Raw genomic sequence first — 25,261 nt, 5'->3', positions numbered from 1 at the left:
GCCGACGGCGCGCGGACCGAGGACACGGCGTCTGCCTCGACGCACGGGGCCGGTCGGCGGCCGGTGTGAATGGTTCCAGTATGGCGGGACGGCCGACGGGGCCCACAGGGGGTTCAGCATGCGGGAGGCCGGAGCTCCCGTGCTGCGTCGTGGTCCGAGTCCGAGTCCGAGTCCGAGTCCGAGTGCGGGTCCGGGTCCGCGGCCGGGCGGCTGCGGCGGCTCAGCCCAGGATTCGCTGCGCCGCGAGATCCAGGGCGGCGTGCGCTTCGGGTGCGTCCGCTGCGAGGTAGACGTGGAAGGCGCCGTCGACCAGGTCGAGCTCCACCTCGCCGCCCTGCGCGCGGGCCTCCTCGACGAATCGCAGCACGTCCGGGAGCAGCAGATCATTCGTGCCCTGCAGGACCGAGACCGGCGGCAGGGCGCCGAGGTCCCCGAAGATCGGGCTGACCATCGGGTCGGTGAGGTCCCGGCCGCCCGCCCAGTTCCGGGCGGACAGGTGGAGGTTGTCGACGGTCATCAGCACGTCGGCCGGCTCCATCCGCACGGACTCGGGATCGGCGGTGCGCAGGTCCACCCAAGGGGCGTGGATCACCAGGTGATCCGGCATCCGGGTACCGTTCTGCGCGGCGCGCAGGGTCTGCACCAGGGCCATGTTCCCTCCGGCGGACTCGCCGGCGACCACGTACCGGTGGCCCCCGGCCGCGTTCGGGACCTCCCGTGCCAGGGCGTCGATGAACGGCAGGGCGTCCTCGATGGTGCCGTCGGGCCCCGGCAGGTAGTGCGGGATCCACAGGTCGGCGCCGGTGCGGTCGGCCAGCCCCAGCACGATCCGCCCGTGCGACCCCTGGAACGGCAGGGTGAACGCGCCTCCATGGAAGTAGACGACCTGGATCCCCGATCCGCGCTCGCGCGGATGCAGGACCTGGACCGGGAAGCCCGCGATCTCCCGCTCCTCGACCTCGAAGCGCTCGGGCACCCCGGGCGGCATCGGCACCGGATCCTTCGCCAGAACGGGATGCTGGGCGTCCCTCATCGCCTGGACGTGGGCGGGCTTGGCGGCGAGAGCGGCCTCGTAGGCCTCCTGGAGCGACACGGGCATGGCCCGATCCTTCGTCCGGGCGTGGGGCCTGTCAATCGGCGGTTGGCTGCTCGTGCCGGTGGACCGTCGCTCGTGGCGACGGATCATCGCTCGTGCCGGCGGATCTCCGCTCGCGGGAGCCGGATGAGTGTGGTCCCGAGCTCCGGGGATCACAGGGGTCAGGCCGCGACGTGCTCGAGGTCCTCGGCGTCCACGTCCTTGCCCGTCGGATCCCAGCGATTGAGCACCAGCGAGATCGCGCCGAGCAGCGGAGCACAGGCGACGATCCAGAACACGCCCGTGCCCAGCTGCGCGGTGAGGATCGGGAAGCCCAGCAGGGAGAGCACCGAGAAGGCCCGGAGGGTGCCCTGGTTGAAGCCGACGCCGATCCCGCGCAGGCGCGTGGGGTAGGAGAGGGTCGCGAAGTTCATGAGGTTCGCGCCGGGACCACCGGCCTGCGCGAAGATGAACGCGGCGAGCATCGCGACGGCCACGAGCACGAGCGCGCTGCTGGGCACGCCGATCGCGGCGAGGGTGAACAGGGCCGCCGCCTGGATCGTGAAGCCCACCAGAGTTACCCGGCGCGAGCCGAAGCGGCTGACCACGCCCATGCCGATGAGCCCGCCGGCCAGACCGAAGCCCATGTTGATCACGAGCGAGGACACGATCGTGACCAGTGGGCCCTGATGGAAGAGCGTCGCGATGATCAGCGGGGTGCCGTAGGCGACGGCGTTGTACCCGAAGGTCGAGAACACGGAGACGCACAGGGCGGCGACCGTGCGCTGGCGGAAGCGTGAGGAGAACAGCTCGAGGACGTTCGACAGCCGGGTGCGGGCGCTCGCGCGTTCGGTGCCGCTCGCGGCTTCGGCGTCGAGCTCGGCGGTGATCCCGTAGTGGCTGGAGAGCACGTCGACCGCGCCGCGCAGGTCGCCCTGGTCGGCGAGCCACTGCGGGGACTCGGCCATGAAGCGTCGGCGCACCAGCAGCACGATCACGGCGGGCACGGCGCCGAAGCCGACGACGATCCGCCAGAGGTGGTCCTGCTGGGTGGCGGGCAGCAGCCAGAAGCACAGGAGCACGATGAGGTACCCGGTGCCGGTCGCGAAGTACCAGGCGGGCGACCACGCGTTGACGCGCTGAGAGCGGTTGCCCTTGCCGCGCAGCCGCGAGAACTCCGCGAGGAAGGCCATGGCGACAGGGATGTCGAGGCCGACTCCGATGCCCATGACGAACCGGAATCCGATGAGGGACCAGACCTCCGGTGCCAGCGCGCTGCCGAGCGCCGCGACGACGAAGAAGACCATGTCCGCCATGAACAGCCGGTACCGACCGAAGCGGTCCACGAGGTACCCGCCGGCCAGGGCCCCGACCACCGCGCCGACCATGATCGAGGCGTTGACCAGACCCGTCATGAACCCGTCGAGGCCGAACTGCTCCTTGATGGCGGGTAGTCCGAAGGCGATCGAGGAGAAGTCGTAGGCGTCCATGAAGATCCCGCCGAGGGCCAGCAGGATCACCGCGGTCGACTTCGGGGAGCGAGAGCCGAGCGCGGAGAGGATCCGGCTGACGTCGGCCGCGGAGGAGACTCGCAGGGGCACGTTCGCGTCGGGGCCGGTAGCGGTGCCAGAGCCGAGAGCGGGGTGCGCGGAGCTGTTTTCGAGCGCGTTGGAGGAGGGGTCCATCGTCGGGGGCATGGGAACGATTGTGGAGGCCGCCGGCCGGTGCGCGTCGGCGTGTGTCGGAATGTGTCGGGCCGAGCAGCTCCCATGTCGTCATCTGCCCGCGAGCGAGCCCCCGATGCCACCGACGCTGAAGTACCTGTTCAGCACGGTGAACACGAGGATCGGCGGGATCATCATGAGCACGGCCGCGGCCATCACGGAGCCCCAGTCGGTCGAGTTCTGCTGGAAAAAGGACTGCATGCCCATGGGCAGGGTGAGTTTGGAGTCCGAGCGCAGGAACACGAGCGCCACCAGATAGTCGTTCCACGCCAGCAGGAACGTGAAGATCGCGGCGCTCAGCACGCCCGGCAGGGAGTTGCGCAGGACTATCTGGAGGAAGCGTGAAGTTCCCTCGCCTACGTCGACTGCATCGAGTTGCACCACCTGCTGCGCGACGACTTCAGTCTCGTCGAGGCCCTCGAACACGAGCGTGGGCGGCGGTTTGCGGCATAGGGCGGGACGGCCGTGGACTAGGCCGGAGCAGACAGCCGCCTGCGGCGTGCTCTGGTGCGCAGTGCTCGGAGGGTGCAGCATGGCGGCCCTGAACTTAGAACACGCGAACTCGCTCAGGGAAAGGCTGCAACGATGGAGTCGGCGCCAGGTTCTCTTCACGTGATCACCGCGATTTCGTTCGACCCTTGGGCTGCGGAACCTCAAGATTTTGACGCCCACCTTTTTGATCTTCGACGACAAAGAGCGGATCGGCGTCATGAACTACGAGGGGCAGACATATGCGCGATGAAGCCGGTCTTCTCTGGGTCCCTCGGTCCTGAGATGCTGAGCGGGCCTCGCCCAGCAGACTCCGAGCGCCACGACGACGTCATGCTGGAGCTGACGGAGCAGATTGCTGCACTCGACCGCATTTACACCGAGCGGGGGAGATGGTCCCGTGTGTATGCGACACTCTCGCCGCGCGGCCACCTGCACCGCGACCGGCACTGCAGGACTCTCCGCCCCACGACGATCTTGGCCTGGCTGGTGGGCTTGGCCGATGTGAGCAGCGAGGAGGTCATCGCACTTGCCGGATGGAGAGCCTGCGGCGCGTGCTTCCCGACGGCCGACATGGAGAGGCGGCGCAGTCTGCCGTCGGGTGTCGATGCGTTCGCGGACTACATGGACACGCACGGCCGAAGGTGAGAGTTGAAGCCTGCGGGAGTGACCCCAGGTCACGGGTGCAGCATGGCAGGATGAGCCCATGCGTACGCGCGAAGAGGATGCGGCACTGCGTCGGAAGGCGATGGCGTGGCTCGCTGCGCGGACCAATGACGGTCTTGACGCCATCTGGCACGAAGACCTCAAGGACTTTGAATTCCAAGGCGTCCGGCGACCGTTGAAAGACCGTCAGCTGGGTATCTACAAGCCCAAAGACCTCGATGCGGCGCTGTCCATCTCGACCGTGTTCCGCAGGGAAGGTGACGATCGCCCGTACGACGATGCCCCGGGGGCTGACGGGCTGCTGCGGTACAAGTGGCAGGGTGACGACCCCGAGAAGTTCACGAATCGCGGCCTGCGCCGGGCCATGGAGCTGCAGCTCCCGCTCATCTGGTTTTGGGGAGTCGCGCCGGGGTGGTACAAACCGATTTTCCCCGTGTTCCTCGTCGCGGAAGAGCCGGATCACCAGCAATTCGTCGTCGCCACGGATCCGATCCAGAACTTCGAGGCCTCTGGCATGGGCAGAGAAGAGGTGTTCCGCCGGTATGCCCTGCGCATGACGCAGCAGCGGCTCCACCAGCCTGTCTTCCGCAGCATGGTGATGCGTGCATATGAGACCCGCTGTGCGGTGTGCAAGCTCCGCCATAGCGTGCTCTTGGACGCTGCTCATATCGTGGAGGACCGTGCCGAGAACGGCGTCGCCGCCGTGCGCAATGGCCTGGCTCTCTGCAAGATCCATCATGCTGCCTATGACGCGGGGATCCTCGGCGTCACTCCTGAACTGAGGGTGGAGATCCGTCAGGACATCCTCGATGAGATCGACGGTCCCGTGCTGGAGCACGGGCTTAAGGGGCTACACAACGAACCGCTTCGCGCGCTGCCCCGCCGCAGGTCGGACAAGCCCGACCCAGACCTTCTCGCGCAGCACTATCAGAAGTTCATCTCTGCGGATGGCCCATGGAGTCGCGTCGACGCTGCATGGATAGGTGGCGTCAGCGAGTAGTCACCACGCCCGGTCCAGTTCGAGAAACGCCGCTTGCACGATCGGCACGTCGGCCGGTGACCACTTCCGCTCGAGCAAGTCCGCGGGTGCGATCCACGCCAAGGCGTCGTGGTCCGTGCTGCTGCTCGGCGCATCGCCGACGAGGGTCGCCCAGTAGCAGTCAAGGTCTATCAGGGCGTTGCCGACAGGTGTCGTGCACCGAGCTGCTCGTTGGCCGACCTCTACAGTCACCGCCAACTCCTCGCGGATTTCCCGGGCCAGTGCTTGCTTCGGCGTCTCGCCTGGATCCACCTTGCCGCCGGGGAACTCCCAGAGTCCTCCGGCGCTGCGCTCAGGAGACCTGCGCGCCGCGAACACGAGCCCGTCCCGCACGATGACGGCGCCGACGACGGCGATAGGGGAGTCGGGCATGGACGTGGCACTCCTCGGACTCGCGGGACCTTTCTGCCTCAGGGTACGGCGCGCAGCATAAGGCGCACCGCCTGCGTCATTCACCCACCGGCACCCCGACCCCCGGCTCCGGCAGGTACACCGTCCCGCCGCGCTCGCGGAACTCCCGGGACTTCTCCGCCATGCCCGCCGCCGCGATCTCCTGCTGGGCGGCCTCGTCGCCGAACTCGTCGCGGATGTCCTGCGAGATCTTCATGGAGCAGAACTTCGGCCCGCACATCGAGCAGAAGTGCGCGGTCTTCGCGGGCTCGGCCGGCAGGGTCTCGTCGTGGTACTCCTCGGCGAGCTGCGGGTCCAGGGACAGCCCGAACTGATCACGCCAGCGGAACTCGAAGCGCGCCTTCGACAGGGCGTCGTCCCGCTGGCGGGCGCCCGGGTGGCCCTTGGCGACGTCAGCCGCATGGGCGGCGATCTTGTAGGTGATCACGCCCGTCTTCACGTCGTCGCGATCGGGCAGCCCCAGGTGCTCCTTCGGGGTGACGTAGCAGAGCATCGCGGTGCCGTAGCGGGCGATCTCCGTCGCCCCGATCGCCGAGGTGATGTGGTCGTACGCAGGGGCGACGTCCGTGACCAGCGGGCCGAGCGTGTAGAACGGCGCCCCGTGGCACAGCTCCTGCTGGCGCTCCACGTTCTCGCGCACCAGGTTCAGCGGCACATGGCCCGGGCCCTCGACCATCACCTGCACGTCGTGCTCCCAGGCGCGCTCGGTGAGCTCGGCGAGGGTGTCGAGCTCGGCGAACTGAGCGGCGTCGTTCGCATCCGCGAGCGATCCGGGCCGCAGCCCGTCGCCGAGCGAGAAGGAGACGTCGTAGCGGGCGAAGATCTCGCAGAGCTCGTCATAGTGCTCGTAGAGGAAGTTCTCGCGGTGCCGTGCCAGGCACCATCCGGCCAGGATCGAGCCGCCGCGCGAGACGATGCCCGTCACCCGGTTCGCCGTCAGCGGCACGTAGCGCAGCAGCACGCCGGCGTGGATCGTCATGTAGTCCACGCCCTGCTCGGCCTGCTCGATCACCGTGTCCCGGAAGATCTCCCAGGTGAGCGCGTTCGCGTCGCCGCTCACCTTCTCGAGGGCCTGATAGATCGGCACGGTGCCGATGGGAACGGGGGAGTTGCGCAGGATCCATTCGCGAGTGGTGTGGATGTCATCGCCCGTGGAGAGGTCCATGACGGTGTCCGCCCCCCAGCGGGTGGCCCACTCGAGCTTGGAGACCTCCTCGGCGATCGACGAGGTCACCGCGGAGTTCCCGATGTTCGCGTTGATCTTCACCAGGAAGCGTCGGCCGATGATCATGGGCTCGGCCTCGGGATGGTTCACGTTCGCGGGGATGATGGCGCGGCCCGCGGCGACCTCCTCGCGCACGAGCTCGACGTCGCAGCCCTCCCGCAGCGCGACGAACCGCATCTCCGGGGTGATCTCGCCGCGACGGGCGTAGTGCATCTGGGTGACAGTGCGGCCCTCCAGCGAGCGCACCGGGGAACGACGCGCACCGCGCCACTCGGAGCTCGCCTCGCCGCGGCGCACGGCCCCGCGGCCGTCATCCGCCAAGTCGCGCACCCGTCCCGCGTAGTCCTCGACGTCGCCGCGATCGCGGATCCAGGTCTCGCGCAGGGGCGGCAGCCCCACCTCCGGCTCGCTGCCGGGCCCGGCGGTGCGGTACACCTCGAGCGGCGGGTTCGGCGTCCCGGTGGGGGAGTCGTCCTGGGCGATCTGCGTGACCGGCACGCGGATGCCGTGCTCGGCGTCCTCGAGGTGGCCGAGGCTGTGGGTGGGGTAGTTCTCGGGGCGTGCAGACATGCAGTCGCTCTCCTTCTTCCTTCGCCGGCATGACCCGGAGCAGGTTCGGTCGGTACTCGGACGGCAGCAGTCCGATCTCAGCCCGTTGCGACGGGCACCCGAGGGATCGGCGACGACCGTAGCACGGGGCGGGGCCGGCCCGATCGGGCACCCAGCACGCGGTGACCGCACGCCCTTCGATGAACGCGGATATCCGCGCGCGTCCTCGCCGCACGCCGCGCACTCCGTAGAGTTCTCCCTGACGGCGTCCGCGCCCCGTCCCTGCGCATTCCGCCGACCTGCCGGTCGGTGCCGCACGCACCTCCTCAGCCCGAACGGAACCCTCAGATGACCAGCACTCCTCCTCCCGGCAATCCTGGCTCCCCGAACTCGGGCGTCCCCGGTCCCGATTCCGCCGGCGGCTTCGATGCCGCGGGCTCCGCGCCCCAGTACGGCAGCGCGTCGCAGCCGCCCCAGTTCGGCAGTCCGTCGCAGGCTCCGCAGTACGGCAGTCCGTCGCAGGCTCCGCGGTACGACGGCGACTCGCAGGGATCGCCGTACGACGCGCCCTCGCAGGCACCGCAGTTCGGTGCCGCCCCGCAGTCACCGGGCCAGGGGCAGGAGCCGCCGAAGACGTCGAAGACCCTGTGGTGGGTGCTCGGCGGCTGCGGCTGCCTCGCGCTGCTCGCGATCGCAACGGTCGTGCTCGTGGTGGTGCTCATCGTCAACAACGCCGGGGACGACGACTCGACCCCCGCCACGGACCCCGCGACCTCGTCGAGCACGGACGACGGCACGTCGGACGAGCCGACCGACTCCCCGACCCCGTCCGACCGCACCGTCGACGCGACACCGGACGACGACTCGTCGGCCGACGACGGCACGGACGTCGACCCCGACGACAAGGACGCCGCGCTGGGCGACGCCAAGACGCAGTCGGACTTCCTCTACTCCTCGAAGAAGGGCATCCACGACACGCTCGTGTTCGAGGGGTACAGCGAGGAGACCGCCACCTACGCGGTGGATCACCTGGACGCCGACTGGAACAAGAACGCCCTGGAGAAGGCCAAGCTCTACAAGGAGACCGGGGGCATGTCCGACGACGACATCCACGAGCAGCTCACCTCCGAGTACGGCGAGCAGTTCACCAAGGAGCAGGCGGACTACGCGATCAAGCACCTGCACGACTGAGCGGTCGGCGGCGCCGCGCCGCGCCGCATCACGAGGCCTCGGCTCGTCCGTCGGACCCCAGGCGCACAATGCGCTCATGAGACGGATCAGCGATCCGGCCGACGGACCGGAGGAGCCCGACGGAACGGCGGGGGACAGGGGCGAGGCTCCGCCCCGGGACGCCCCTGTCTTCGAGGCCCTGTGCGTTCACTACAGCCGGGGGCTGCCGAGCGGCGGCGACGTGCGCTGGCTGCGCCATGCCTGGTCGACCCTCGCCGTGGTCGGGGTGGTGCCCGTCGAGATCCCGGAGCGGGGGATCGAGGGGGCCGACGCCCGAATCCGCCTGGCCGCGCTCGCCCTGCTCGCGGCCTCCTACGACGGTACGGACGAGGACGCGGAGCCGCCCGAGATCCTCGCGGGTCCGCATCCGCTCGCCGCGTCGGACATGGCGGCATGGATGGCCGCGCACGATCTGCAGACCGTCGCGCAGCTCCAGGCCGAGGCTGAGAGCGTCGACCCCGACGCCCCGGCGCAGGACGGTGCGGGCCCAGACGATGCGAAACCGCGCGGCGCGGACCCCGACCACCCCGGCGCCGCACGCCCACGGGACCGGCGTGCCGCCGCCCCGGACCTGTGCACGGAGGACATTGAGTTCGCGATCGACGCGGTCGCCGGCGATGTCATCGGCGCCTACTCCCGCCTGCGCCCGAACGTCATCCAGCTCTTCGCCGAGCTCTGGGTCCAGAGCTATCCGGCGTCGGATCCGGGCGACGCCGACGACTCCCGCAACGGCGGGCCGTTCATGTTCCCGCACTCGACGTATCCGCTGCCCGGGAGCGAGCTGCTCATGATCATCAACGACAACGGCAGCGACGTGGAGAAGCGCGCCGCCGTCCTGCGGCTCATGGAGCAGCTGAAGCTGCTGGGAGACTGACCCGGTCGGTTCCTACTCGAGAAGTCCCACGGCTCCCGTCCCGCCCGGCCGACCCCGCGCGGTCAGTCCGCGAGGAAGTCGCTGATCAGTGCGTTCACCTGCTCCGGGCACTGCCTGTTCGACCAGTGCCCGGCCCCGTCTATCAGCGCGAAGGTCGCGCCGGGGATGGCGCCCGCCGCGGCGCGCGAGCGCTCCGGCGGCACGCCGACGTCCTCGCTGCCCTGGATGATGAGGGTCGGGCACTCGATGCGGTGGAGGTCGGGACGCAGGTCGACGCGCATGCGACGGAAGCCGATCGAGACGTTCTGCCAGTCCGAGGAGCCCGATCCGTAGGCGAGGACGTCGGCGTGGAACTCGTCCACGATCTCCTCGAGATCCTCGACGGGACCGGCGAACAGGCTCGTGCGGGCGAACCATGCGCACGCCGCGCGGCTGCGGAAGACCAGCGTCGGCAGGGTCTGGTGCAGCAGGCGCCAGCGCGCCGTCAGCCACAGCAGCTGGTGCACGAGCGGAGGGAAGGACAGGATCCCGGCGGGCGACAGCGCCACCAGCCGCGAGACGCGCGCGGGGTGCTCGATCGCGTACGCGAGGGCGAGCGCGCCGCCCTGCGAGAGGCCGACGAGGCCGACCGAGTCCAGGTCGAAGCGCTCGAGGACGCCGTCGATGCAGCGCAGCATCCGCCGATGATCCGCCGGCCCGTCCCAGGGGCGGGAGCCGCCCTGCTTCGGCCAGTCCAGGGCGAGCACGCGATGGGACGCGGCGAGCGCGGGGATCAGGTGTCGCCAGCTCAGGGACGCGCTGTCGGTGCCCGCGCCGCTGAGGAGCAGCACGGGCGTGCCCTCCTCGCCGCGGGCGATGACCTGCAGGGACCCTTCGGGCTGCGGCACCCGGATCACCTCGCCCAGGTCGGAGCCCGCGCCCGGTGCATCGGTCATGGCCGCTCCCTCCCTGCGGGTCAGTTGCCCGCGAACACCGCGTCCGTCACCGGCGTCTCCTCCGGCGCCTTCGTGTCGACCGACCGCAGCACGGTCCAGGTGGAGCCGTCGTCCCCGCGGTCGAAGGTCTCCTCGATGAGCTCGTCGGTCAGCAGCTCGGAGCCGTCGTCGCAGCGGTACCAGCTGAACTTCCCGTGCCAGTGCTTCTCCTGGTCGTGTGCGACCGTCGCGCACTGAATCCCGTTCTCGCTGCCGTCGTCCAGCAGCACGAACAGCGGGATCAGGTCCCCGTCGCCCTGGTCCATGGACCCCTCCGCTGCCGTAGGGGAGTCGAAGCGGATCGCGCGGTGTCCCACGGGGTCGGTGATGCACATGGCCACCGTCTCGCCCTCGGCCATGTCGCAGGCCTCAGCGCCCGCGGCGGTGGGCCCGCAGATGAACATGTCGTCGTCCTGGGCGTAGGGCGAGCGCGTCTTGCCGCCCGTCGCGCAGAGGTCCTCGTCCACGTCCTCGATGCTCCAGGAGCTGTCGATCCAGAGGGTGTCGATCGAGGTCGAGCCGGCGGTCGACGGACCCGAACCGTCGTTCTCGTCGCTGCCGTCGGTGTCGTCCGAGGCGGTGTCGTTGGACTCGCTGTCGGTGGTCTTGTCGCTGGGCGAGTCCTCGTCGGCGGAATCCTCGGGGGTGGACTCGGCCGTCGTCGGCGAGCCCACCTCGGAGTCCGATCCGCACGCGACCAGGCCGAGTGCGAGCAGTGATGAGGCGGCGCAGAGACACAGGATGCGACGCATGGAGTTCCCCTCCGTCATGCGGCGCCGGCGTCGATGCCGACGTCGTCCACGGCCGCGCAGTGCACCGCTGGCGCGGCGCGCTCCCCACGGCGGCCTGCTGCCATCTCACACTCTGCCGCGCGCCTCTGCAACCGATTCGGACATTCCGGGGCGGCTGTAGAGTCGGGCCACCACCGTGCGCAGCGCACCCGATCTGCGCCCCGGCTTCGGAGAACGCGATGCCTCCTGACCCGTCCGATACCTCGACGCGGCGCAGGCCCGAGCCGTCACCCGGCCTGTCGCCCGACGGCCCTCGCCCCTCCCGCTGGTCCTACCGCTCCGAGGGGTCGCTGCTGTCGATCTGCTCGAAGGACTCGACGCTGTCGATCGCCAGCCGCGGCTCCACCTGCTCGATCGCGAGCATCGGCTCGGCGCTGTCGATCGGGTCGGTCGGCTCGTTCTGCTCGGTGCTCTCGGTGGGCTCGGCCGTCTCGCTGCTCGCGATCCTGTCGTGGCGCTCGCGCGGGGCGATCCTGTCCTCGAGGACGCGACGAGGGGTGCTGCACGCGGGGGAGAGACGGGAGCGAGTGCGACCAGGAGCGATACCGGTTCAGACGTGCAGGACGCCCACCGCGAAGTCCCGTGGACCGCGTGGCTGCTCATAGTCCTGGGGTCCTCGCCGTGCTCGGGTCGCTGTACCCCGTGACGGGAGTGCCTGGCGTTCGCCTCCACGGCGACCTACCTGCCCACGCCGTCCGGCGACGCGGCAGCGCACCGCTCCTGGCAGCCGGCGGTCCTGCTGCCGCTGATCGCCCCCGTGGTGGGGATCCTCGCGGGCATCGTGTCCGCCGTCCTCGGGGTGCGTGCGCTGCTGCGCAGGGCGGCAGTACGCAGCCTGCTCGTCATCGTCCCCCGGGCGGGGCCGCGGTCGCCACCCTCGGAGCGATCCTCGCGCTGCTCATCGGCGGGGCCGCGGGCTGACCGCCCTTTCCCGTCGGCCCATCACCCCGTCGGCCCCGCCGACGCCCGCGCTCAGATGTCCCGGAACGTCTCGATCTGCGCACCGAGCGCGTTCAGGCGCTGGGCGAGGTCCTCGTAACCGCGGTTGATGACGTAGACGTTGCGCAGCACCGAGGTGCCCTTCGCCGCGAGCATCGCCAGCAGGATGACGACCGCCGGACGCAGCGCCGGCGGGCACACCAGCTCCGCGCCGCTCCAGTGGGTCGGGCCGTCGATGAGAACGCGGTGCGGGTCCATGAGCTGCACGCGCGCGCCGAGCTTGTTGAGGTCGGTCAGGTAGATCGCGCGGTTCTCGTACACCCAGTCGTGCAGCTGGGTCTGCCCCTCGGCCGTCGCGGCGATCACCGCGAAGAAGGGCAGGTTGTCGATGTTCAGGCCCGGGAAGGGCATCGGGTGGATCTTGTCGATCGGGGCCCGCAGCTGCGAGACATGCGTGGTGATGTCCACGAGACGGGTCTTGCCGTTGGCCGCGAGGTACTCCTCGGTGCGGTCGTAGGTGAAGCCCATGTCCTCCAGGACCGCGAGCTCGATCTCCATGAACTCGATGGGCACGCGGCGCACGGTGATCGAGGACTTCGTGACGATCGCGGCGGCGATCAGGCTCATCGCCTCGATCGGGTCCTCGCTGGGGGCGTAGTCGACGTCGGCACGGATCTCCGACTTCCCGTGCACCCGCAGGGTCGTGGTGCCGATGCCCTCGATCTCGACGCCGAGCTTCTCGAGGAAGAAGCAGAGGTCCTGCACCATGTAGTTCGGGCTCGCGTTGCGGATGATCGTCTCGCCCTTGTAGCGGGCGGCGGCCATCAGCGCGTTCTCGGTGACGGTGTCCCCGCGCTCGGTGAGGACGATCGGCCGACGGGGCCCGGCGCCCGGGCTCGCGGTGGCCTGGTAGTGGCCCTCGGTCGCGACGACCTCGAGGCCGAAGGGCCGCAGCGCGGTCATGTGGGGCTCGACGGTGCGGGTGCCCAGGTCGCAGCCGCCCGCGTAGGGGAGCTGGAACTGCTGCTCGCGGTGCATGAGCGGACCCAGGAACATGATGATGCTGCGGGTCCGACGGGCGGCGCCGGCGTCGATCGAGGCCAGATCCAGGTGCTCGGGCACGATGATCTCGAGGTCGTTGTTCTCGTTCAGCCAGCGGGTGCGCACGCCGATCGAGGAGAGCACCTCGAGCAGACGGTTGACCTCCTCGATGCGCGCGACGCGGCGCAGCACGGTGGTGCCGCGGTTCAGCAGCGAGGCGCACAGCAGCGCGACCCCGGCGTTCTTCGAGGTCTTCACGTCGATCGCGCCGCTCAGCGTGGTGCCGCCCTGCACGCGCAGGTGCGAGGGGGCGGACGAACCGATGCCGACGATCCCCGAATCGAGGGCCTCGCCGATCTTCGCGAGGGTGTCGAGCGTCAGGTTCTGCTGGCCCTTCTCGATCCGGTTGATCGTGCTCTGCGAGGTGGAGAGCTTCTCGGCGAGCTGCGCCTGCGTGAGGCCCGAGTGCAGACGGGCGTCGCGGATGAGGCGGCCGATCTCGTTCCGGTAGTCCTGGTCGCCCGAACGGGCGCCGGCGGCGGCGGACGCCGCGGCGAGCTGTGCGGAAGGAGCGGAGGGGGCGGAGGGTGTGGAGGGCGTGGAAGACACGGAGGAGCCGTCCGAAGGCGCGGAGGAGCCGTCAGCGGGACGGGTCTGCGAGGTGAACTCGTCGGTCGTCGTCATGCTCGGGAGCGTATCTCATCTATGAGATACCGGCAGGTAGTGTGATCGGGAAGACGTCGGCGCTGTGGGCGCTCGCCCTCCGCGCGCGGTGTCGCGCGTCGAGGGGAAGGCCTTCGTGCGAGATGAGAGGTCGGCTGCACTCGGCGCCGGGGCCTTTCGCCGCTGGAGGCGCGCGTGGGTGGGGCAGGCGGAAGCAGTCCGTGGCCTCGGCACGGGCGAGGTCCGTGTCCTCGGCCCGGGAGGAGTGCGCGGAGGCTATGTGTTGCGGTGGGAAAAGACCGCTGAGCCCTGAAAGGGCGATGCGTACATTTCCCACCGCAACTCATAACGCCGGGACAACCGTCCTGCATCACCACGCTCGATGGGACAGCGACCCCGCGCCGCCGCGTCCGCGGGGACAACGCTCCTGCGCTGCCATGCCTGCTGGGCGGCGGGTGCCCGGCGTCAGCTCCCCGGAGGCGGGGGAGGAGTCGGCGCGCCCACCGGCGGCGCGACGCGCGGGTAGCGCGCGGCGGTGCCGCCCGCGACCGCGTCGGCCCCGTCGGCCCCGTCGGACGCGCCCGTCGCGTTCCCGCCGGCCGCACTGGCCTCGACCAGGCTCGCGCGCGTCGGCGCCGGATCCCAGCCGCGGTCCACGACGCGCTTCTGCACCGTGATCGCCGCGCCGAGGATGACCAGGCCGATCACAGCGAGGATCACCGAGCCCAGCAGCACGCCGGGGCGCGCGCCGTAGCCGATGAGGATGCCGAACCAGCCGAAGTCGGTGTCCCCGAAGGTCGTGTTGGCCGAGCCGAAGGTGCCCAGCACCTTCAGCAGCAGCGCGGGCAGGAAGGTGACCAGCAGGCCGTTGACGAACGCGCCCGCGACGGCGCCGCGGCGTCCGCCGGTCGCATTGCCGTAGACGCCCGCAGCGCCGCCGGTGAAGAAGTGCGGGACGAGCCCGGGCAGGATCAGCGCGAGCCCGAACAGCGGGCCGAACACGGTGCCGAGCAGGAGCAGGCCCACGAGCCCGCCCACGAAGCTCGAGAGGAAGCCGATGAGCACGGCGTTCTGGGCGTAGGGGAAGACGATCGGGGCGTCCAGCGCCGGCACCGCGCCGGGCACCACGCGGGCGGCGATGCCCTGGAAGGCGGGCACGAGCTCACCGAGGATCGTGCGCACGCCGAACAGGATCACCGCGACGGCGATGCCGAACTGCAGGCCCTGCGTCACCGACTGCATGAGGTAGTTGCCCACGTTCGTCGCCCCGCCCTCGAAGGCGGTGAACGCCGTCCTCTCGCCGGCTCGCACCAGGTAGACGATCGCGACGATCACGTACATGAGCACCATCGACAGCGCGGTCGCGACCATGGAGTCGCGCAGGAAGCGCAGTGACTCGGGCACCTTGAGGTCCTCCGTCGAGCGGCTCTTCCCCTTCGGATCGACGAGTCGGCCGACGCTGCCCGCGGCGATGTACCCGGCGGTGCCGAAGTGGCCGATGGCGATCGAGTCGTCGCCCGTGATGCGCCGGGTCCACGGCTGGGCGAGCGCGGGCAGTGACACCATGAGCACGCCGAGCAGCGCCGCACCGAGGATCACCACGACCGGGGAGGGCATGCCTGCCGAGGCCATGACGATCGTGATCAGGGTTGCCATGAACAGCAGGTGGTGGCCGGTGAGGAAGACGTAGCGAAGCGGCGTGAAGCGCGCGAGCAGGATCGCGACCACGAACCCGAGGATCATCAGCCAGGACACCTGCGCGCCGAACTGCTCCTGGGCGATGCCGGCGATCGCCTCGTTCGTGGGCACCACGCCCTGCGCGCCGAGCGCGCCCTGGATCATCTCGCCGAGCGGAGTGAGCGAGGCGGTCACAAGTGTCGCCCCGGCCCCGATGAGCAGGAAGCCGAGCACCGCCTTGATCGCGCCGCCGGCGATCTGGCCGACGCTCTTGCGCAGGGCGATCAGGCCGATCGCGGTGATGATGCCGATGAGGAACGCGGGGACGCTCAGGATCTCGTTGACGAGGAACTGGGCGATCGCGACGAGGACGTGCATGACGGGCTCCGTGCGGGTGAGGAGGGGACGGGAAGAGTGGGCGGGAAGAGCGGGCGGGGAAGTGCAGCCGAGGAGGGTGCGAGCGGGGGAGGGGAGGTCAGACGGCGTAGAGGCGGCGCAGGGCGGCGTCGATCTCCGCCTGCGAGGTGAAGTTCTCGATCACCTCGACGGGCACGCCCACGTCCCCGAGGGTCTGGGCGATCGCGCCCGAGGTCAGCAGGAAGTCGGCCTCCTTCGCGCGGCCCTTCGCGGAGATCGTGTCGGTCGCCTCGACCGTGAGGTACGGCGACCAGCCCCAGCGGTCCAGCACCTGCTCCGCAGTGTTCTTCAGGAACAGGCTCGTGCCCAGGCCGTTCCCGCACACGGTGAGGATCAGGTTCTTCGAGGGGACGGCATCGGCGTGCGCTGCCGGGGCGGCGAGTGCGGCTGGGTCGGCCGGAGCGACCGGCTCGGCCGAGGTGGTCGGCTCGGCGGCGCCGGCCTTCGTGGAGGCAGTCTCCGACGGGGCTGCGGCATCGCGATCCTCCGCGGCGGGCGCTGTGGTGTTGCCGTCGAGCGCCGCCAGGGCCTCGTCAGCCGAGGACGCCGTGTCCAGGGCGGCGCGGCGCCCCGGATCCGCCAGCGCCCCGGCGAGCGCGGCGAGGGCCTGCTGGTGGGCGGCGTCGTCGGCCGCGGCGAGACCCATGACGATCGTGACCGGGTCGTTGGACTCATGGCCGAAGACCACGGGCTGGGCGAGCCGTGCGAAGGACATGCCGGTGCGGGCCACGGAGTCGTCGGGGCGAGCGTGCGCGAGCGCGAAGCCCGGGGTGATGACGATGTAAGGCCCGTGCTCCTCGACCGTGCGGATCATCGCGTCGGTATACGAGTCGCCGGCGATGCCGGCGTCGACGAGCAGGTCGCCCGCCGCGCGGATCGCCGCGGTGCGGTCGTCGACGGGGACGTCGAGACGGATCGCGGAGGCCGGCAGCAGATCGGCGATCGCCGAGGGGGACGACGAGGGCATGAGGACCTCCGAGGAGTGAGAGGTGGGACGCGAGGGACGAGGAGCCGAGACGACGAGGCGCGCAGGCACGGGAGAGCGCGGGAGTGATGCAGCGTGCGCTCGAGGACTCGGGAGCCTGCGGCGAGCGTACGCGCGGGCCCGGCTGGTGGTCGAGGTCGAGCGGGCGTGGAGCGGGACGCCTCACCTCGCCCGTGCGCGCTCCAGCAGCGCGAAGCGACCCGTGCACCGTGACCCTCGACACCCCGAGCGCCGAGATCGCCGATGAGTCCCCACGTCAGGGCGACGCGGGCCCATCGCGGCCCACCGAGCCCATCGCGTGCGACTGACCGATCCTGCACAATCGGACCCGATTCTGACCGTTCTGCCGTCCAAGTGCTCATGGCTGAGCAGCGCGGCGCACCTTCCCATGTAAGGCAACGATGAAGTTCTTCCAACGACTCGGCAGGTCCCTGATGCTGCCGGTGGCGGTCCTCCCGGTCGCCGCGATCCTCAGCGGCCTCGGCTACTGGATCCTCACGGCGACGGGCAACGACACCAACATCGCGGGCGTCTTCCTGAAGACCGCCGGCGGCGCACTGCTGGACAACCTGGCATTGCTCTTCGCGATCGGTGTCTCGATCGGCATGGCCACCAAGCCCGACGGGACGTCGGCCCTCGCGGGCCTCGTGTCCTGGTTGACGGTGACGACTCTTCTCTCGCCCGACAACGTCGCGCTGTTCAAGGGCATCGACACAGCTCAGGTGAACCCCGCCTTCGACCAGATCCAGAACGTGTTCGTCGGGATCATCTGCGGCCTCATCGGCGCCTGGACGTACGACCATTTCAAGGACACGAAGCTGCCCGACGCGCTCTCGTTCTTCTCCGGCAAGCGCTCGGTCGCGATCGTCACCGCCGGCATCTCGCTCGTGCTCGCCCTGGTCCTCTTCTTCGTGTGGCCTCTGGTCTTCGGCGGTCTCGTCGCCTTCGGCGAGTTCATCCTGACGCTCGGCCCCGTGGGCGTGGGCATCTACGGCTTCCTCAACCGCCTGCTCATCCCCTTCGGGCTGCACCACGCCCTCAACTCGGTGTTCTGGTTCGACGTGGCGGGCATCAACGACCTCAACAACTTCCTCAATGCCAGCGGGACCTACGGCGAGACCGGCCAGTACATGGCCGGGTTCTTCCCGATCATGATGTTCGGCCTGCCCGGCGCCGCGCTCGCGATGTACACGACCGCGAAGACCAGTCGCCGCAAGATCGCCGCAGGCGTGCTGCTCTCGAGCGCGATCGCCTCCTTCTTCGTCGGCGTCACCGAGCCGCTCGAGTTCTCCTTCATGTTCCTGGCACCGGGCCTGTACGTGGTGCACGCACTGTTCACGGGCATCTCGATGGCGATCACGGCCGCGCTTCCGGTCCGCATGGGCTTCGGCTTCTCCGGCGGGTTCATCGACCTCGTGCTGGGCTGGGTGAACCCGATGGCCGAGAACCCCTGGGCGCTGCCCGTGATGGGCGTGTTCTGGTTCGTCGTCTACTTCCTGTCCTTCCGCTTCATCATCCGTCGCTTCGACCTGAAGACCATCGGCCGTGAGGACGGGGACCCCGAGGACGAGACGTCAGAGGATGCAGCAGGCACGGCCACGGGCGACGCGAAGTACCTCGCCACGGCCACGGCCTTCCTGGCCGCCCTGGGCGGGCGCGAGAACATCCTCGATCTCGAGAACTGCGCGACCCGTCTGCGCATGCAGGTCTCCGACGCCTCCGTCATCGATGAGGCCGCACTGAAGAGGGCGGGCGCCGCAGGCACCATGAAGCCCGGTCGCGGCTCCGTGCAGGTCATCTACGGAACGAACGTCCAGTTCGTGAAGGATGCGATGGACGACCTCATGAGCGGCCGCGCGCAGCCCGTCTCCGCGTCCGACGGCGGCTCCGCCTCCAGCTCGGCCGACGCCGCCTCCGGCTCGGCCGACGAGGCGGGCGGCGTCGCCACGGCGGCCCGCACCACCCACCTGGTGCGGCTGCGCCAGGCGCTCGAGGGCACAGCCGTGCCGCTCGCCGACGTCCCGGACCCGACCTTCGCACAGGAGATCATGGGCCCCGGCATCGCCGTGCAGCCGCCCGAGGACCTCGCCGATGCCGTGGTCATCGCCCCGGCGGCGGGCACCGTGCAGCACGTCTTCGACACCGGCCACGCCGTCGCCCTCACCCTGGACGACGGCACGGAGGTGCTCGTCCACGTGGGGCTGGACACCGTCGCCATGCAGGGCCGAGGCTTCGAGACCCTCGTGGCCACGGGCGATCGCGTGGTCGCGGGCACCCCGCTGCTGCACGTCGACCTGGCGGCGGTGCGCGCGGACGGGCATCCCACGATCACCCCGATCGTCGTCCTGAACGACAAGGACGCCGCGGTCGAGCTCGTCTGAGGTCGAGCGGGCGAGGCCGGGCCCACGGAGGCCGACCTCGCCCGCTCACGCGTCGTGGGGCTCGCCCGCTCGCGCGTCGTAGGCTCGGCCGCTCACGCGTCGGTCCCGCCGGCACCCGTAGGCCCCCGCTCCCGTCGGCCCGCGGGTCCGACCACGGGCAGAGGCCCGCGCCGCGCGATCCCTCTGGCAGGGGATGACCGGACGCCCGCGGGATGGGACTCTTGGAGCATGTCCCTCCTCCTCTCCCCGGTGCCGATCCTGCTCGTCGTCCTCCTGATCCTGTCCCTGCGCAGGGACGCGCGCTGGACGGGCAACGCCTTCCTGCTGTCCCTGACGGCGCTCACGGTCCTCTTCGCGCTGGCCGCGGGATCCGACAGCGCTGCAGGTGCCCTCGTGGGCGGGGTGCTGGTGCTGATCGCGGTCCTCTCCCCGCTGCTCACGCTCGTGCTCATCGGCTTCCTCATCGCCAACGGCGTGTTCATGATGCGCAAGGAGGGGCGGAGTCTGGGGAACCTGCTGTCCCTGCTGGCGGGCCTCGGACTGCTCGCCGTCATCGTCGGCGCCGCGATCTCGCTCCGCTTCGCCGCGGAATATCCGTGGCTCTTCGTCGTCCTCACGTTCGTGGCCCTGCTGGGCACGTGGGCGGGGTACGTGCTGACCTCGTATCTCGTCTACGACGTCGTCTACGCGTGGATCGCCTCCCGCACCTCGGCCCGCTACGTGATGGTGCACGGCTCGGGCCTCATCCGCGGGAGTGTCCCCAAGCTGCTCGCGAACCGCGTCGACGCCGGCATCGCGCACTGGAGGCGCGTGCGCGAGACCCACCCCGATGCGCTGCTCGTCCTCTCCGGGGGCCAGGGACCGGACGAGCCCCGCTCGGAGGCCTCGGCGATGGCCGAGTACGCGCGCGAGCAGGGCGTCCCGCAGGAGGCGATCGTGCTCGAGGACCGCTCGCGCACCACCGAGGAGAACCTGCGCAACACCCGTGGGCTGGTGGGGACCGTGCTCCCGGCCGATGGGCCCGGCCTCACCGTCACCAGCAGCTATCACGTGCTGCGCACGGCCGCCCTCGCCCGCCGCGTGGGCCTGGACGCGCAGGTCGCGCCCGCGCGCACCGCCGGCTACTTCTGGCCGAGCGCCTTCCTGCGGGAGGTCGTCGCGCTCGTGGCCCGGCACAAGATCCTGCACGTCCTGGTCGCCGCGATCGTGAGCGTGCCGCTCCCGCTGGTCATCGCCTTCGCCGTCATCAACGCCTGAGGCGAGCGGCGGGGTCGACGACAGGGCGCGGTCCGACGGCGGGGCTCCGACCAACAGTCGGGCTCCGTCCGACAGCCGGGATCGAACCGGCGGAGTGGCTCGGTCCGTCGCCCTCAGCGGAGCCCGGAGAGCCTGCGCATCAGGGTCCCGCGCAGCTGCGAGAACGGCGGACGCATGAGCGCGAGCGTGTCCGGGACCAGGGGCTTCCGCAGCACCGGCCTCTCGTGGCTGAACCTCTCGTACGAGAAGCGCCCGTGGTAGGCGCCGATGCCGCTCCCGCCCACCCCGCCGAAGGGCAGCGTCGGCGTCGCGACATGGATCAGGCACGCGCCCTCGACCACGCCGCCGGACGACGTCCGCTCCACGAAGGCATCGGCGACCTGCCGCGATGCGGTGAAGAGATAGAGGGCGAGCGGCTTCTCGCCGGCGCCGACGAAGGCGATCGCCTCCTCGAGCCCGCCGACGGGCACGATCGGCAGGATCGGCCCGAAGATCTCCTCGCGCATCACCGCCGGGGTGCTCTCCTCGGTGCGGGCCGCGCCGGGGGAGTCGGGCTCGTCCATCACCAGCACGGTCGGCGCGACGTACAGATCCTCGCGGTCCACGGTCCCGCCGAGCGCGACGCGGCCCGCGCCCTTCCCGTCGGCCGCCTCGATGTATCCGGCGAGCCGGTCGAGGTGCCGCGGGGCGACGATGCGCCCGTAGTCGGGACTGCGCGAGGGGTTCTGTCCCCACAGCGCGGCGATCGCACGCCGCAGGGCCGCGACCAGGGGCTCGACGAGCTCCGGGGTGGTGAGCACGTGGTCGGGGGCGACACAGGTCTGACCGGCGTTGACGAACTTCGCCCAGGCCAGCTGCCGCGCGACCTGCTCGAGGTGCGCGGTATCGTCGACCCACACGGGGCACTTGCCGCCCAGCTCGAGCGTCACCGGGGTCAGGTGCTTCGCGGCGGCCGCCATGACGATCCGGCCGACACTGCCGTTCCCGGTGTACACGACGTGGTCGAAGCGCTCCTCGAGCAGCGCCGCGGTCTCCTCGACGCCGCCCTCGACCACGGGGTACGCCTGGGCGTCGAGGTAGCGGGGCAGCAGCCGCGCGAGCACTCCCGAGACCGTCGGCGTGACCTCGCTGGGCTTGAGCACGGCCGTGTTGCCGGCGGCGATCACCCCCACCAGCGGTGCCAGCAGCAGCTGCACCGGATAGTTCCACGGCGAGATCACCAGGACCGTGCCCAGCGGCTCCGGCACCAGGCGGGCGCGGGCGGGCTGGAGGGGCAGCGGCACTCCGGCCTGGCGCGGCCGGGACCAGCGCTCGAGCTGCCGCAGCGCCTCGTCGATCTCGCTCGTCACCGGGAAGATCTCGGTGAGGCGGAACTCCGTGGCGCTCTTGCCGAGGTCGGCGGCGACCGCCTCCTCGAGCTCGGCGTGGTGCGCTCTCAGCAGGGCCCGCAGGCCCTGGAGCTGCGCGCGGCGGAAGACCAGCGAGCGGCTCGCACCACGGGTGAAGGCGGCGCGGGCGCCGTCGACGCGCGCGCGGATCACGGCGGGAGCGGTGGCGGGGACGGCGTCGGCCTCGCGCCGCGCACGGCGCGAGAGGGCGGGCGAGGACGTGGTGGTCGATGGCATCGGTGCCTCCTGGCGCTCGGTCCGCGAACGCGGACTGCGGCCCACTGTGCCACGGGCGGCATGGGAGGCTCTGCGCATGGCACCCGCTGAATTCCCGCCCCCGCTCGTCGTCGCCGACGCCGCGGCCTGGCGCGCATGGCTCGACGCCCACGAGGACACCTCAGAGGGCGTCTGGCTCCTGCTCGCGAAGAAGGGCGGGACCGGGCCGACGACCCTCACCTACCAGCAGGCGCTCGAGGAGGCCCTGTGCAGCGGGTGGATCGACGGGCAGCGTCGCGCGCACGACGAGCACTCCTTCCGCCAGCGCTATACCCCGCGCCGCCCGCGCTCGATCTGGTCGCAGCGCAACGTCGACATCATCGGCCGGCTCGAGGCCGCGTCGCGGATGCGCGAGCGCGGACGGGCGGAGGTCGAGCGGGCGAAGGCCGACGGGCGCTGGGACAGCGCCTACGCCGGGGCGGCCAGCGCGCAGGTGCCGCCCGCGCTCGCCGAGGCGCTCGCCGCCTCACCCCGGGCCCGCGCAGCGTTCGACCTGCTCACGGGCAGCGCCCGCTACTCCGCCCTGCACCCGATCCTGAGCGCGACGAGCGAGGCGACCCGCCGCACTCGCATCGCCGCGCTCGTCGAGAGGCTCGAGAAGGACTGACGACGCGGGCGGCGGGTCGGTGGGTCGACGGCTGAGGGACCCTGCCGTCGGCCCGACGGGCTCAACCGGTGATGCCGACGGCCTCAAGCACCCTGACGAGCGTGCCCTGGTCGCCCACGTTCCCGGGGACCACGATGTACAGCAGCTCGCGGCCGTCCCGGGCGCTCAGGCGCCACGCCGAGATCCCGGGAAGGATCTGGCCGAGCACGTGCGCCGTGCGCGCGCCGAGACCCCTGCGCGCGACCTCCGCCGAGGTGATCCCGCCCTTCGAGATCACCGTGCCCACGCGCGGCAGCAGATCCGCGACGGCTGTGGTCAGAGCCGCCATCACTCGTTCGCCGTGACCGAGCGTGCCGTGGCTCGCGGAGCGCTGCCGCTCGGTCGACAGCAGCAGGAGGGACGTGGCGTCGTCGGTCCGGGTCGCTGGGGCGGCAGTGCCGACTGAGGCGACCGCGTCCGCCGCCGCGTGCCCCGCCGTGGCGGGATCCGCGAGGGCCGCCTCGGTGCCGACGAGCGTCGGCTCGCCGAATCGCTGCGTGACCTGCGCGAGCTGCGCCGTCGCACCCGCCGTGTGCGAACCGCACACGAGCAGGGTCTCGCCCGTCGGCCGCTCCAGGGGAAGCGGCAGCCGACCCTCGCTCGCGACCCCCGCGAGGTGGGCCGCGAGCGGCGAGGCCGAGCGCACCACGATCCGCGTGCCGTGCTCTGCCGCCGCGTCGACCGCGCGGGCGATCAGCGCGATGTCCTCGTCCGTCACCGCGTCGGGCAGGACCACCTCGCCCGGCTCGGCTGCGGTCAGCGCACGCTCGAGAGCTCCCGCGCGGACGTCGGCGAGGGGCACGGGGACGCCGCGACGGCCCGAGGCTTGCCCCACGTAGTCGGGCAGGTAACCGGTGGTGAAGCCGAACACCGGATCCTCGGCGTACTCCGTCTCGTGGGCGGGCAGGTCCTGGCCGTCGATGCGCACCAGGTGCATGCCGTCGCGGGTGGTGCGGCCGCCGTCGGGGAAGGTCGGGACGAACAGCATGACGGCGTCCTCGAGGAACACCTCGGTCTCGGCGAACACGTGCCCGCGCAGCGTCGAATCTCCGCGCAGCACGAACCGCACCTGCTCACCGGACCGCTCGCCCACGGCGAGCCCCGCCGCCTGCACGCGTCGCGCCAGGGCGACGGCCTCGTCCGGGGGCAGTGCCCGGCTGTTGGTCTGCACGTACACCGAGTCCGCCCCGGTCAGGGCCTCCTCGAGGTCCCGCTCGAGCGTCTCCTCGGAGAGGTCCAGCAGTACGGTCACGCCGGTCGCGGACTGCGTGCCCGTGGGGTCGTCGTCCAGGACGATGGTCTTCATGGGGTCCTCTCGGGGTGGGTGGGGTGGGGTCGACGGCGGGACGTATGGGGACTGAGATGAGCCTGTCACGGGGCGGGACCGCATCGGCAGCGCCGCCCGGGCGGCGGACGCCCCCGCCCCGCCGCCCGCGCCGGATGTAGCGTCCTCATCGATCTCGCGCGGCGCCGCGAGCCGCTCCCCGAGGAGGAATCATCAGCGAGCTCCTGTCCCACCTGCCCCAGCTCGGCGCTGCCGAATGGCTGCTCGTCATCGCCGGGGCTCTCGTGGTCGGCTTCTCGAAGTCCGCCCTGCCGGGCGCCGGGACGATCGCCGTGGGCCTTTTCGCCCTCGCCCTGCCGCCCAAGGAGTCGACCGCCGCGCTGCTGATCCTGCTGATCCTGGGCGATGCGACCGCGCTGTGGATGTACCGGCGCGAGCCCGACTGGCGCACGCTGATCCGGCTGATCCCCAGCGTGCTCGTCGGTCTCGTGGTGGGCGCGCTGTTCCTCAAGTACGCCGACGCCTCGGCCGTGCGCGGCGGCATCGGCGTGATCCTCCTGCTGCTAGTCGCGCTCACCCTGTGGCGCCGCCGCCGCGCGACCCTGCGCGCTCGCCGCCGCGACGATATTCAGGGCGACGGGAACGCGGCCGGGGAGGAGGAGCCGACCGTCGGGAGGATCGGCCGCATCGGCTACGGATCGCTCGGCGGCTTCACCACGATGGTCGCGAACGCCGGCGGACCGCCGATGTCCATGTACTTCTACGCGATGCGTATGCCCGTGCTGACTTTCCTGGGGACCTCCGCCTGGTTCTTCGCGATCGTGAACCTGCTGAAGCTGCCGTTCTCCGCGAGCCTGGGCCTGTTCAGCCTGCAGTACGCGCTCATGGACGTGCTGCTCGCACCGCTCGTCGTCCTCAGCGCACTGATCGGCCGGCGCATCGCCCAGCGCGTCCCGCAGAGCGTCTTCGAGAAGGCCATCCTGGTGTTCACCGTGGTCTCCGCGGCCGCGCTGATCGCGGGGGCGTGAGCGGACTCGGGGGCGGCAGCGGGATCCAGGCGGGATAGAGGCGGGTCGCCGGAGGAGCCTCCGGTCGAGGCGAGCACTTCGCGTAGTCAGAGGTCGGGTGACCGGTCATATATGCCGTGACCCGACGTATGACGACGCGAAGTGCACGGGCCGCCGGATGCCCGGCCCTCGGCTGCGCGTGGGCGCCACCTTGCGGGGCGGTCGCGGCGGCGTGCCGAGTCCTGGTCATTG

At 70.9% G+C, this 25,261-nt stretch carries 19 protein-coding genes, 1 pseudogene and 1 riboswitch; of the genes and pseudogenes, 8 read left to right on the top strand and 12 right to left on the bottom strand.

Features of this window, described 5'->3' with window-relative positions; all coding sequences use genetic code 11:
• Positions 1-220: 220 nt before the first annotated feature.
• The 3 genes and pseudogenes from I8D64_RS04165 to I8D64_RS04155 all read right to left on the bottom strand — a co-directional run.
• Positions 221-1,099 carry an alpha/beta hydrolase fold domain-containing protein gene (locus I8D64_RS04165; RefSeq protein ID WP_200501190.1) on the bottom strand — a complete coding sequence of 293 codons (879 nt, stop codon included), beginning with the start codon at positions 1,097-1,099 and terminating at the stop codon, positions 221-223.
• Between the two features lie 158 nt (positions 1,100-1,257).
• On the bottom strand, positions 1,258-2,772 hold the full coding sequence (locus I8D64_RS04160) for an MFS transporter (RefSeq protein WP_200501189.1): 1,515 nt from the start codon (positions 2,770-2,772) through the stop codon (positions 1,258-1,260).
• Between the two features lie 78 nt (positions 2,773-2,850).
• Positions 2,851-3,132, bottom strand: a pseudogene (locus I8D64_RS04155) (ABC transporter permease subunit); the annotation flags it as partial.
• Positions 3,133-3,537: 405 nt separating this feature from the next.
• On the opposite strand from I8D64_RS04155, the gene I8D64_RS04150 reads away from it, so the two are divergent.
• Positions 3,538-3,936 (top strand): hypothetical protein, encoded by a 399-nt coding sequence (locus I8D64_RS04150; RefSeq protein ID WP_200501187.1) that lies wholly within the window; start codon positions 3,538-3,540, stop codon positions 3,934-3,936.
• Positions 3,937-3,994: 58 nt separating this feature from the next.
• On the top strand, positions 3,995-4,954 hold the full coding sequence (locus tag I8D64_RS04145) for an HNH endonuclease (protein WP_200501186.1): 960 nt from the start codon (positions 3,995-3,997) through the stop codon (positions 4,952-4,954).
• Here I8D64_RS04145 and I8D64_RS04140 read toward each other — a convergent pair whose 3' ends face one another.
• Entirely contained in the window at positions 4,955-5,365 is a 411-nt protein-coding gene (locus I8D64_RS04140; protein ID WP_200501185.1) for a (deoxy)nucleoside triphosphate pyrophosphohydrolase, read from the bottom strand.
• 76 nt (positions 5,366-5,441) lie between these two features.
• Entirely contained in the window at positions 5,442-7,199 is a 1,758-nt protein-coding gene (thiC, locus tag I8D64_RS04135; protein WP_200501184.1) for a phosphomethylpyrimidine synthase ThiC, read from the bottom strand.
• A riboswitch (TPP riboswitch) is annotated at positions 7,199-7,309 on the bottom strand. It overlaps the preceding gene by 1 nt.
• A 217-nt stretch (positions 7,310-7,526) precedes the next feature.
• On the opposite strand from thiC, the gene I8D64_RS04130 reads away from it, so the two are divergent.
• Entirely contained in the window at positions 7,527-8,369 is an 843-nt protein-coding gene (locus tag I8D64_RS04130) for an Ltp family lipoprotein (RefSeq protein WP_200501183.1), read from the top strand.
• Between the two features lie 76 nt (positions 8,370-8,445).
• Positions 8,446-9,282, top strand: coding sequence for a hypothetical protein (locus I8D64_RS04125; RefSeq protein ID WP_200501182.1), 837 nt, complete (start codon positions 8,446-8,448; stop codon positions 9,280-9,282).
• Positions 9,283-9,344: 62 nt separating this feature from the next.
• Here the strand turns inward: I8D64_RS04125 and I8D64_RS04120 are convergent, their stop codons facing one another.
• The 5 genes from I8D64_RS04120 to I8D64_RS04100 all read right to left on the bottom strand — a co-directional run bounded on the left by I8D64_RS04120 (position 9,345) and on the right by I8D64_RS04100 (position 16,751).
• Positions 9,345-10,217: an alpha/beta fold hydrolase gene (locus I8D64_RS04120; RefSeq protein WP_200501181.1), complete on the bottom strand. Its 873-nt coding sequence runs from the start codon at positions 10,215-10,217 to the stop codon at positions 9,345-9,347.
• A gap of 20 nt (positions 10,218-10,237) precedes the next feature.
• Complete coding sequence (locus I8D64_RS04115) at positions 10,238-11,008, bottom strand: hypothetical protein (RefSeq protein WP_200501180.1); 771 nt, start codon at positions 11,006-11,008, stop codon at positions 10,238-10,240.
• Between the two features lie 1,011 nt (positions 11,009-12,019).
• Positions 12,020-13,711, bottom strand: coding sequence for a helix-turn-helix domain-containing protein (locus I8D64_RS04110; RefSeq protein WP_214650984.1), 1,692 nt, complete (start codon positions 13,709-13,711; stop codon positions 12,020-12,022).
• A gap of 444 nt (positions 13,712-14,155) precedes the next feature.
• On the bottom strand, positions 14,156-15,745 hold the full coding sequence (gene ulaA, locus I8D64_RS04105) for a PTS ascorbate transporter subunit IIC (RefSeq protein WP_200501179.1): 1,590 nt from the start codon (positions 15,743-15,745) through the stop codon (positions 14,156-14,158).
• Between the two features lie 97 nt (positions 15,746-15,842).
• A complete protein-coding gene (locus I8D64_RS04100; RefSeq protein WP_200501178.1) occupies positions 15,843-16,751 on the bottom strand; it encodes a PTS sugar transporter subunit IIAB in 909 nt (302 codons plus the stop codon).
• A gap of 419 nt (positions 16,752-17,170) precedes the next feature.
• On the opposite strand from I8D64_RS04100, the gene nagE reads away from it, so the two are divergent.
• Both nagE and I8D64_RS04090 read left to right on the top strand, forming a co-directional pair.
• Complete coding sequence (gene nagE, locus I8D64_RS04095; protein ID WP_200501177.1) at positions 17,171-19,150, top strand: N-acetylglucosamine-specific PTS transporter subunit IIBC; 1,980 nt, start codon at positions 17,171-17,173, stop codon at positions 19,148-19,150.
• A gap of 228 nt (positions 19,151-19,378) precedes the next feature.
• Positions 19,379-20,407: a YdcF family protein gene (locus I8D64_RS04090; protein ID WP_200501176.1), complete on the top strand. Its 1,029-nt coding sequence runs from the start codon at positions 19,379-19,381 to the stop codon at positions 20,405-20,407.
• Positions 20,408-20,520: 113 nt separating this feature from the next.
• On the opposite strand, the gene I8D64_RS04085 is transcribed toward I8D64_RS04090, so the two are convergent.
• Positions 20,521-22,032, bottom strand: coding sequence for an aldehyde dehydrogenase family protein (locus I8D64_RS04085; protein WP_200501175.1), 1,512 nt, complete (start codon positions 22,030-22,032; stop codon positions 20,521-20,523).
• Between the two features lie 76 nt (positions 22,033-22,108).
• Here I8D64_RS04085 and I8D64_RS04080 point away from each other — a divergent pair, with 76 nt between their 5' ends.
• Positions 22,109-22,678 carry a YdeI/OmpD-associated family protein gene (locus I8D64_RS04080; RefSeq protein WP_200501174.1) on the top strand — a complete coding sequence of 190 codons (570 nt, stop codon included), beginning with the start codon at positions 22,109-22,111 and terminating at the stop codon, positions 22,676-22,678.
• A gap of 61 nt (positions 22,679-22,739) precedes the next feature.
• On the opposite strand, the gene I8D64_RS04075 is transcribed toward I8D64_RS04080, so the two are convergent.
• Positions 22,740-24,023 carry a four-carbon acid sugar kinase family protein gene (locus I8D64_RS04075; RefSeq protein ID WP_200501173.1) on the bottom strand — a complete coding sequence of 428 codons (1,284 nt, stop codon included), beginning with the start codon at positions 24,021-24,023 and terminating at the stop codon, positions 22,740-22,742.
• A gap of 203 nt (positions 24,024-24,226) precedes the next feature.
• Between I8D64_RS04075 and I8D64_RS04070 the strand changes: the two genes are divergently transcribed.
• Complete coding sequence (locus tag I8D64_RS04070; protein ID WP_214651078.1) at positions 24,227-25,030, top strand: sulfite exporter TauE/SafE family protein; 804 nt, start codon at positions 24,227-24,229, stop codon at positions 25,028-25,030.
• Positions 25,031-25,261: the final 231 nt, after the last annotated feature.

It is taken from the genome of Brachybacterium halotolerans (assembly GCF_016623465.1).
In the GTDB taxonomy this organism is placed as follows: domain Bacteria; phylum Actinomycetota; class Actinomycetes; order Actinomycetales; family Dermabacteraceae; genus Brachybacterium; species Brachybacterium halotolerans.
The sequence above is the reverse complement of the archived record's forward strand: the minus strand, read 5'-3'. Positions and strand labels throughout refer to the sequence as shown.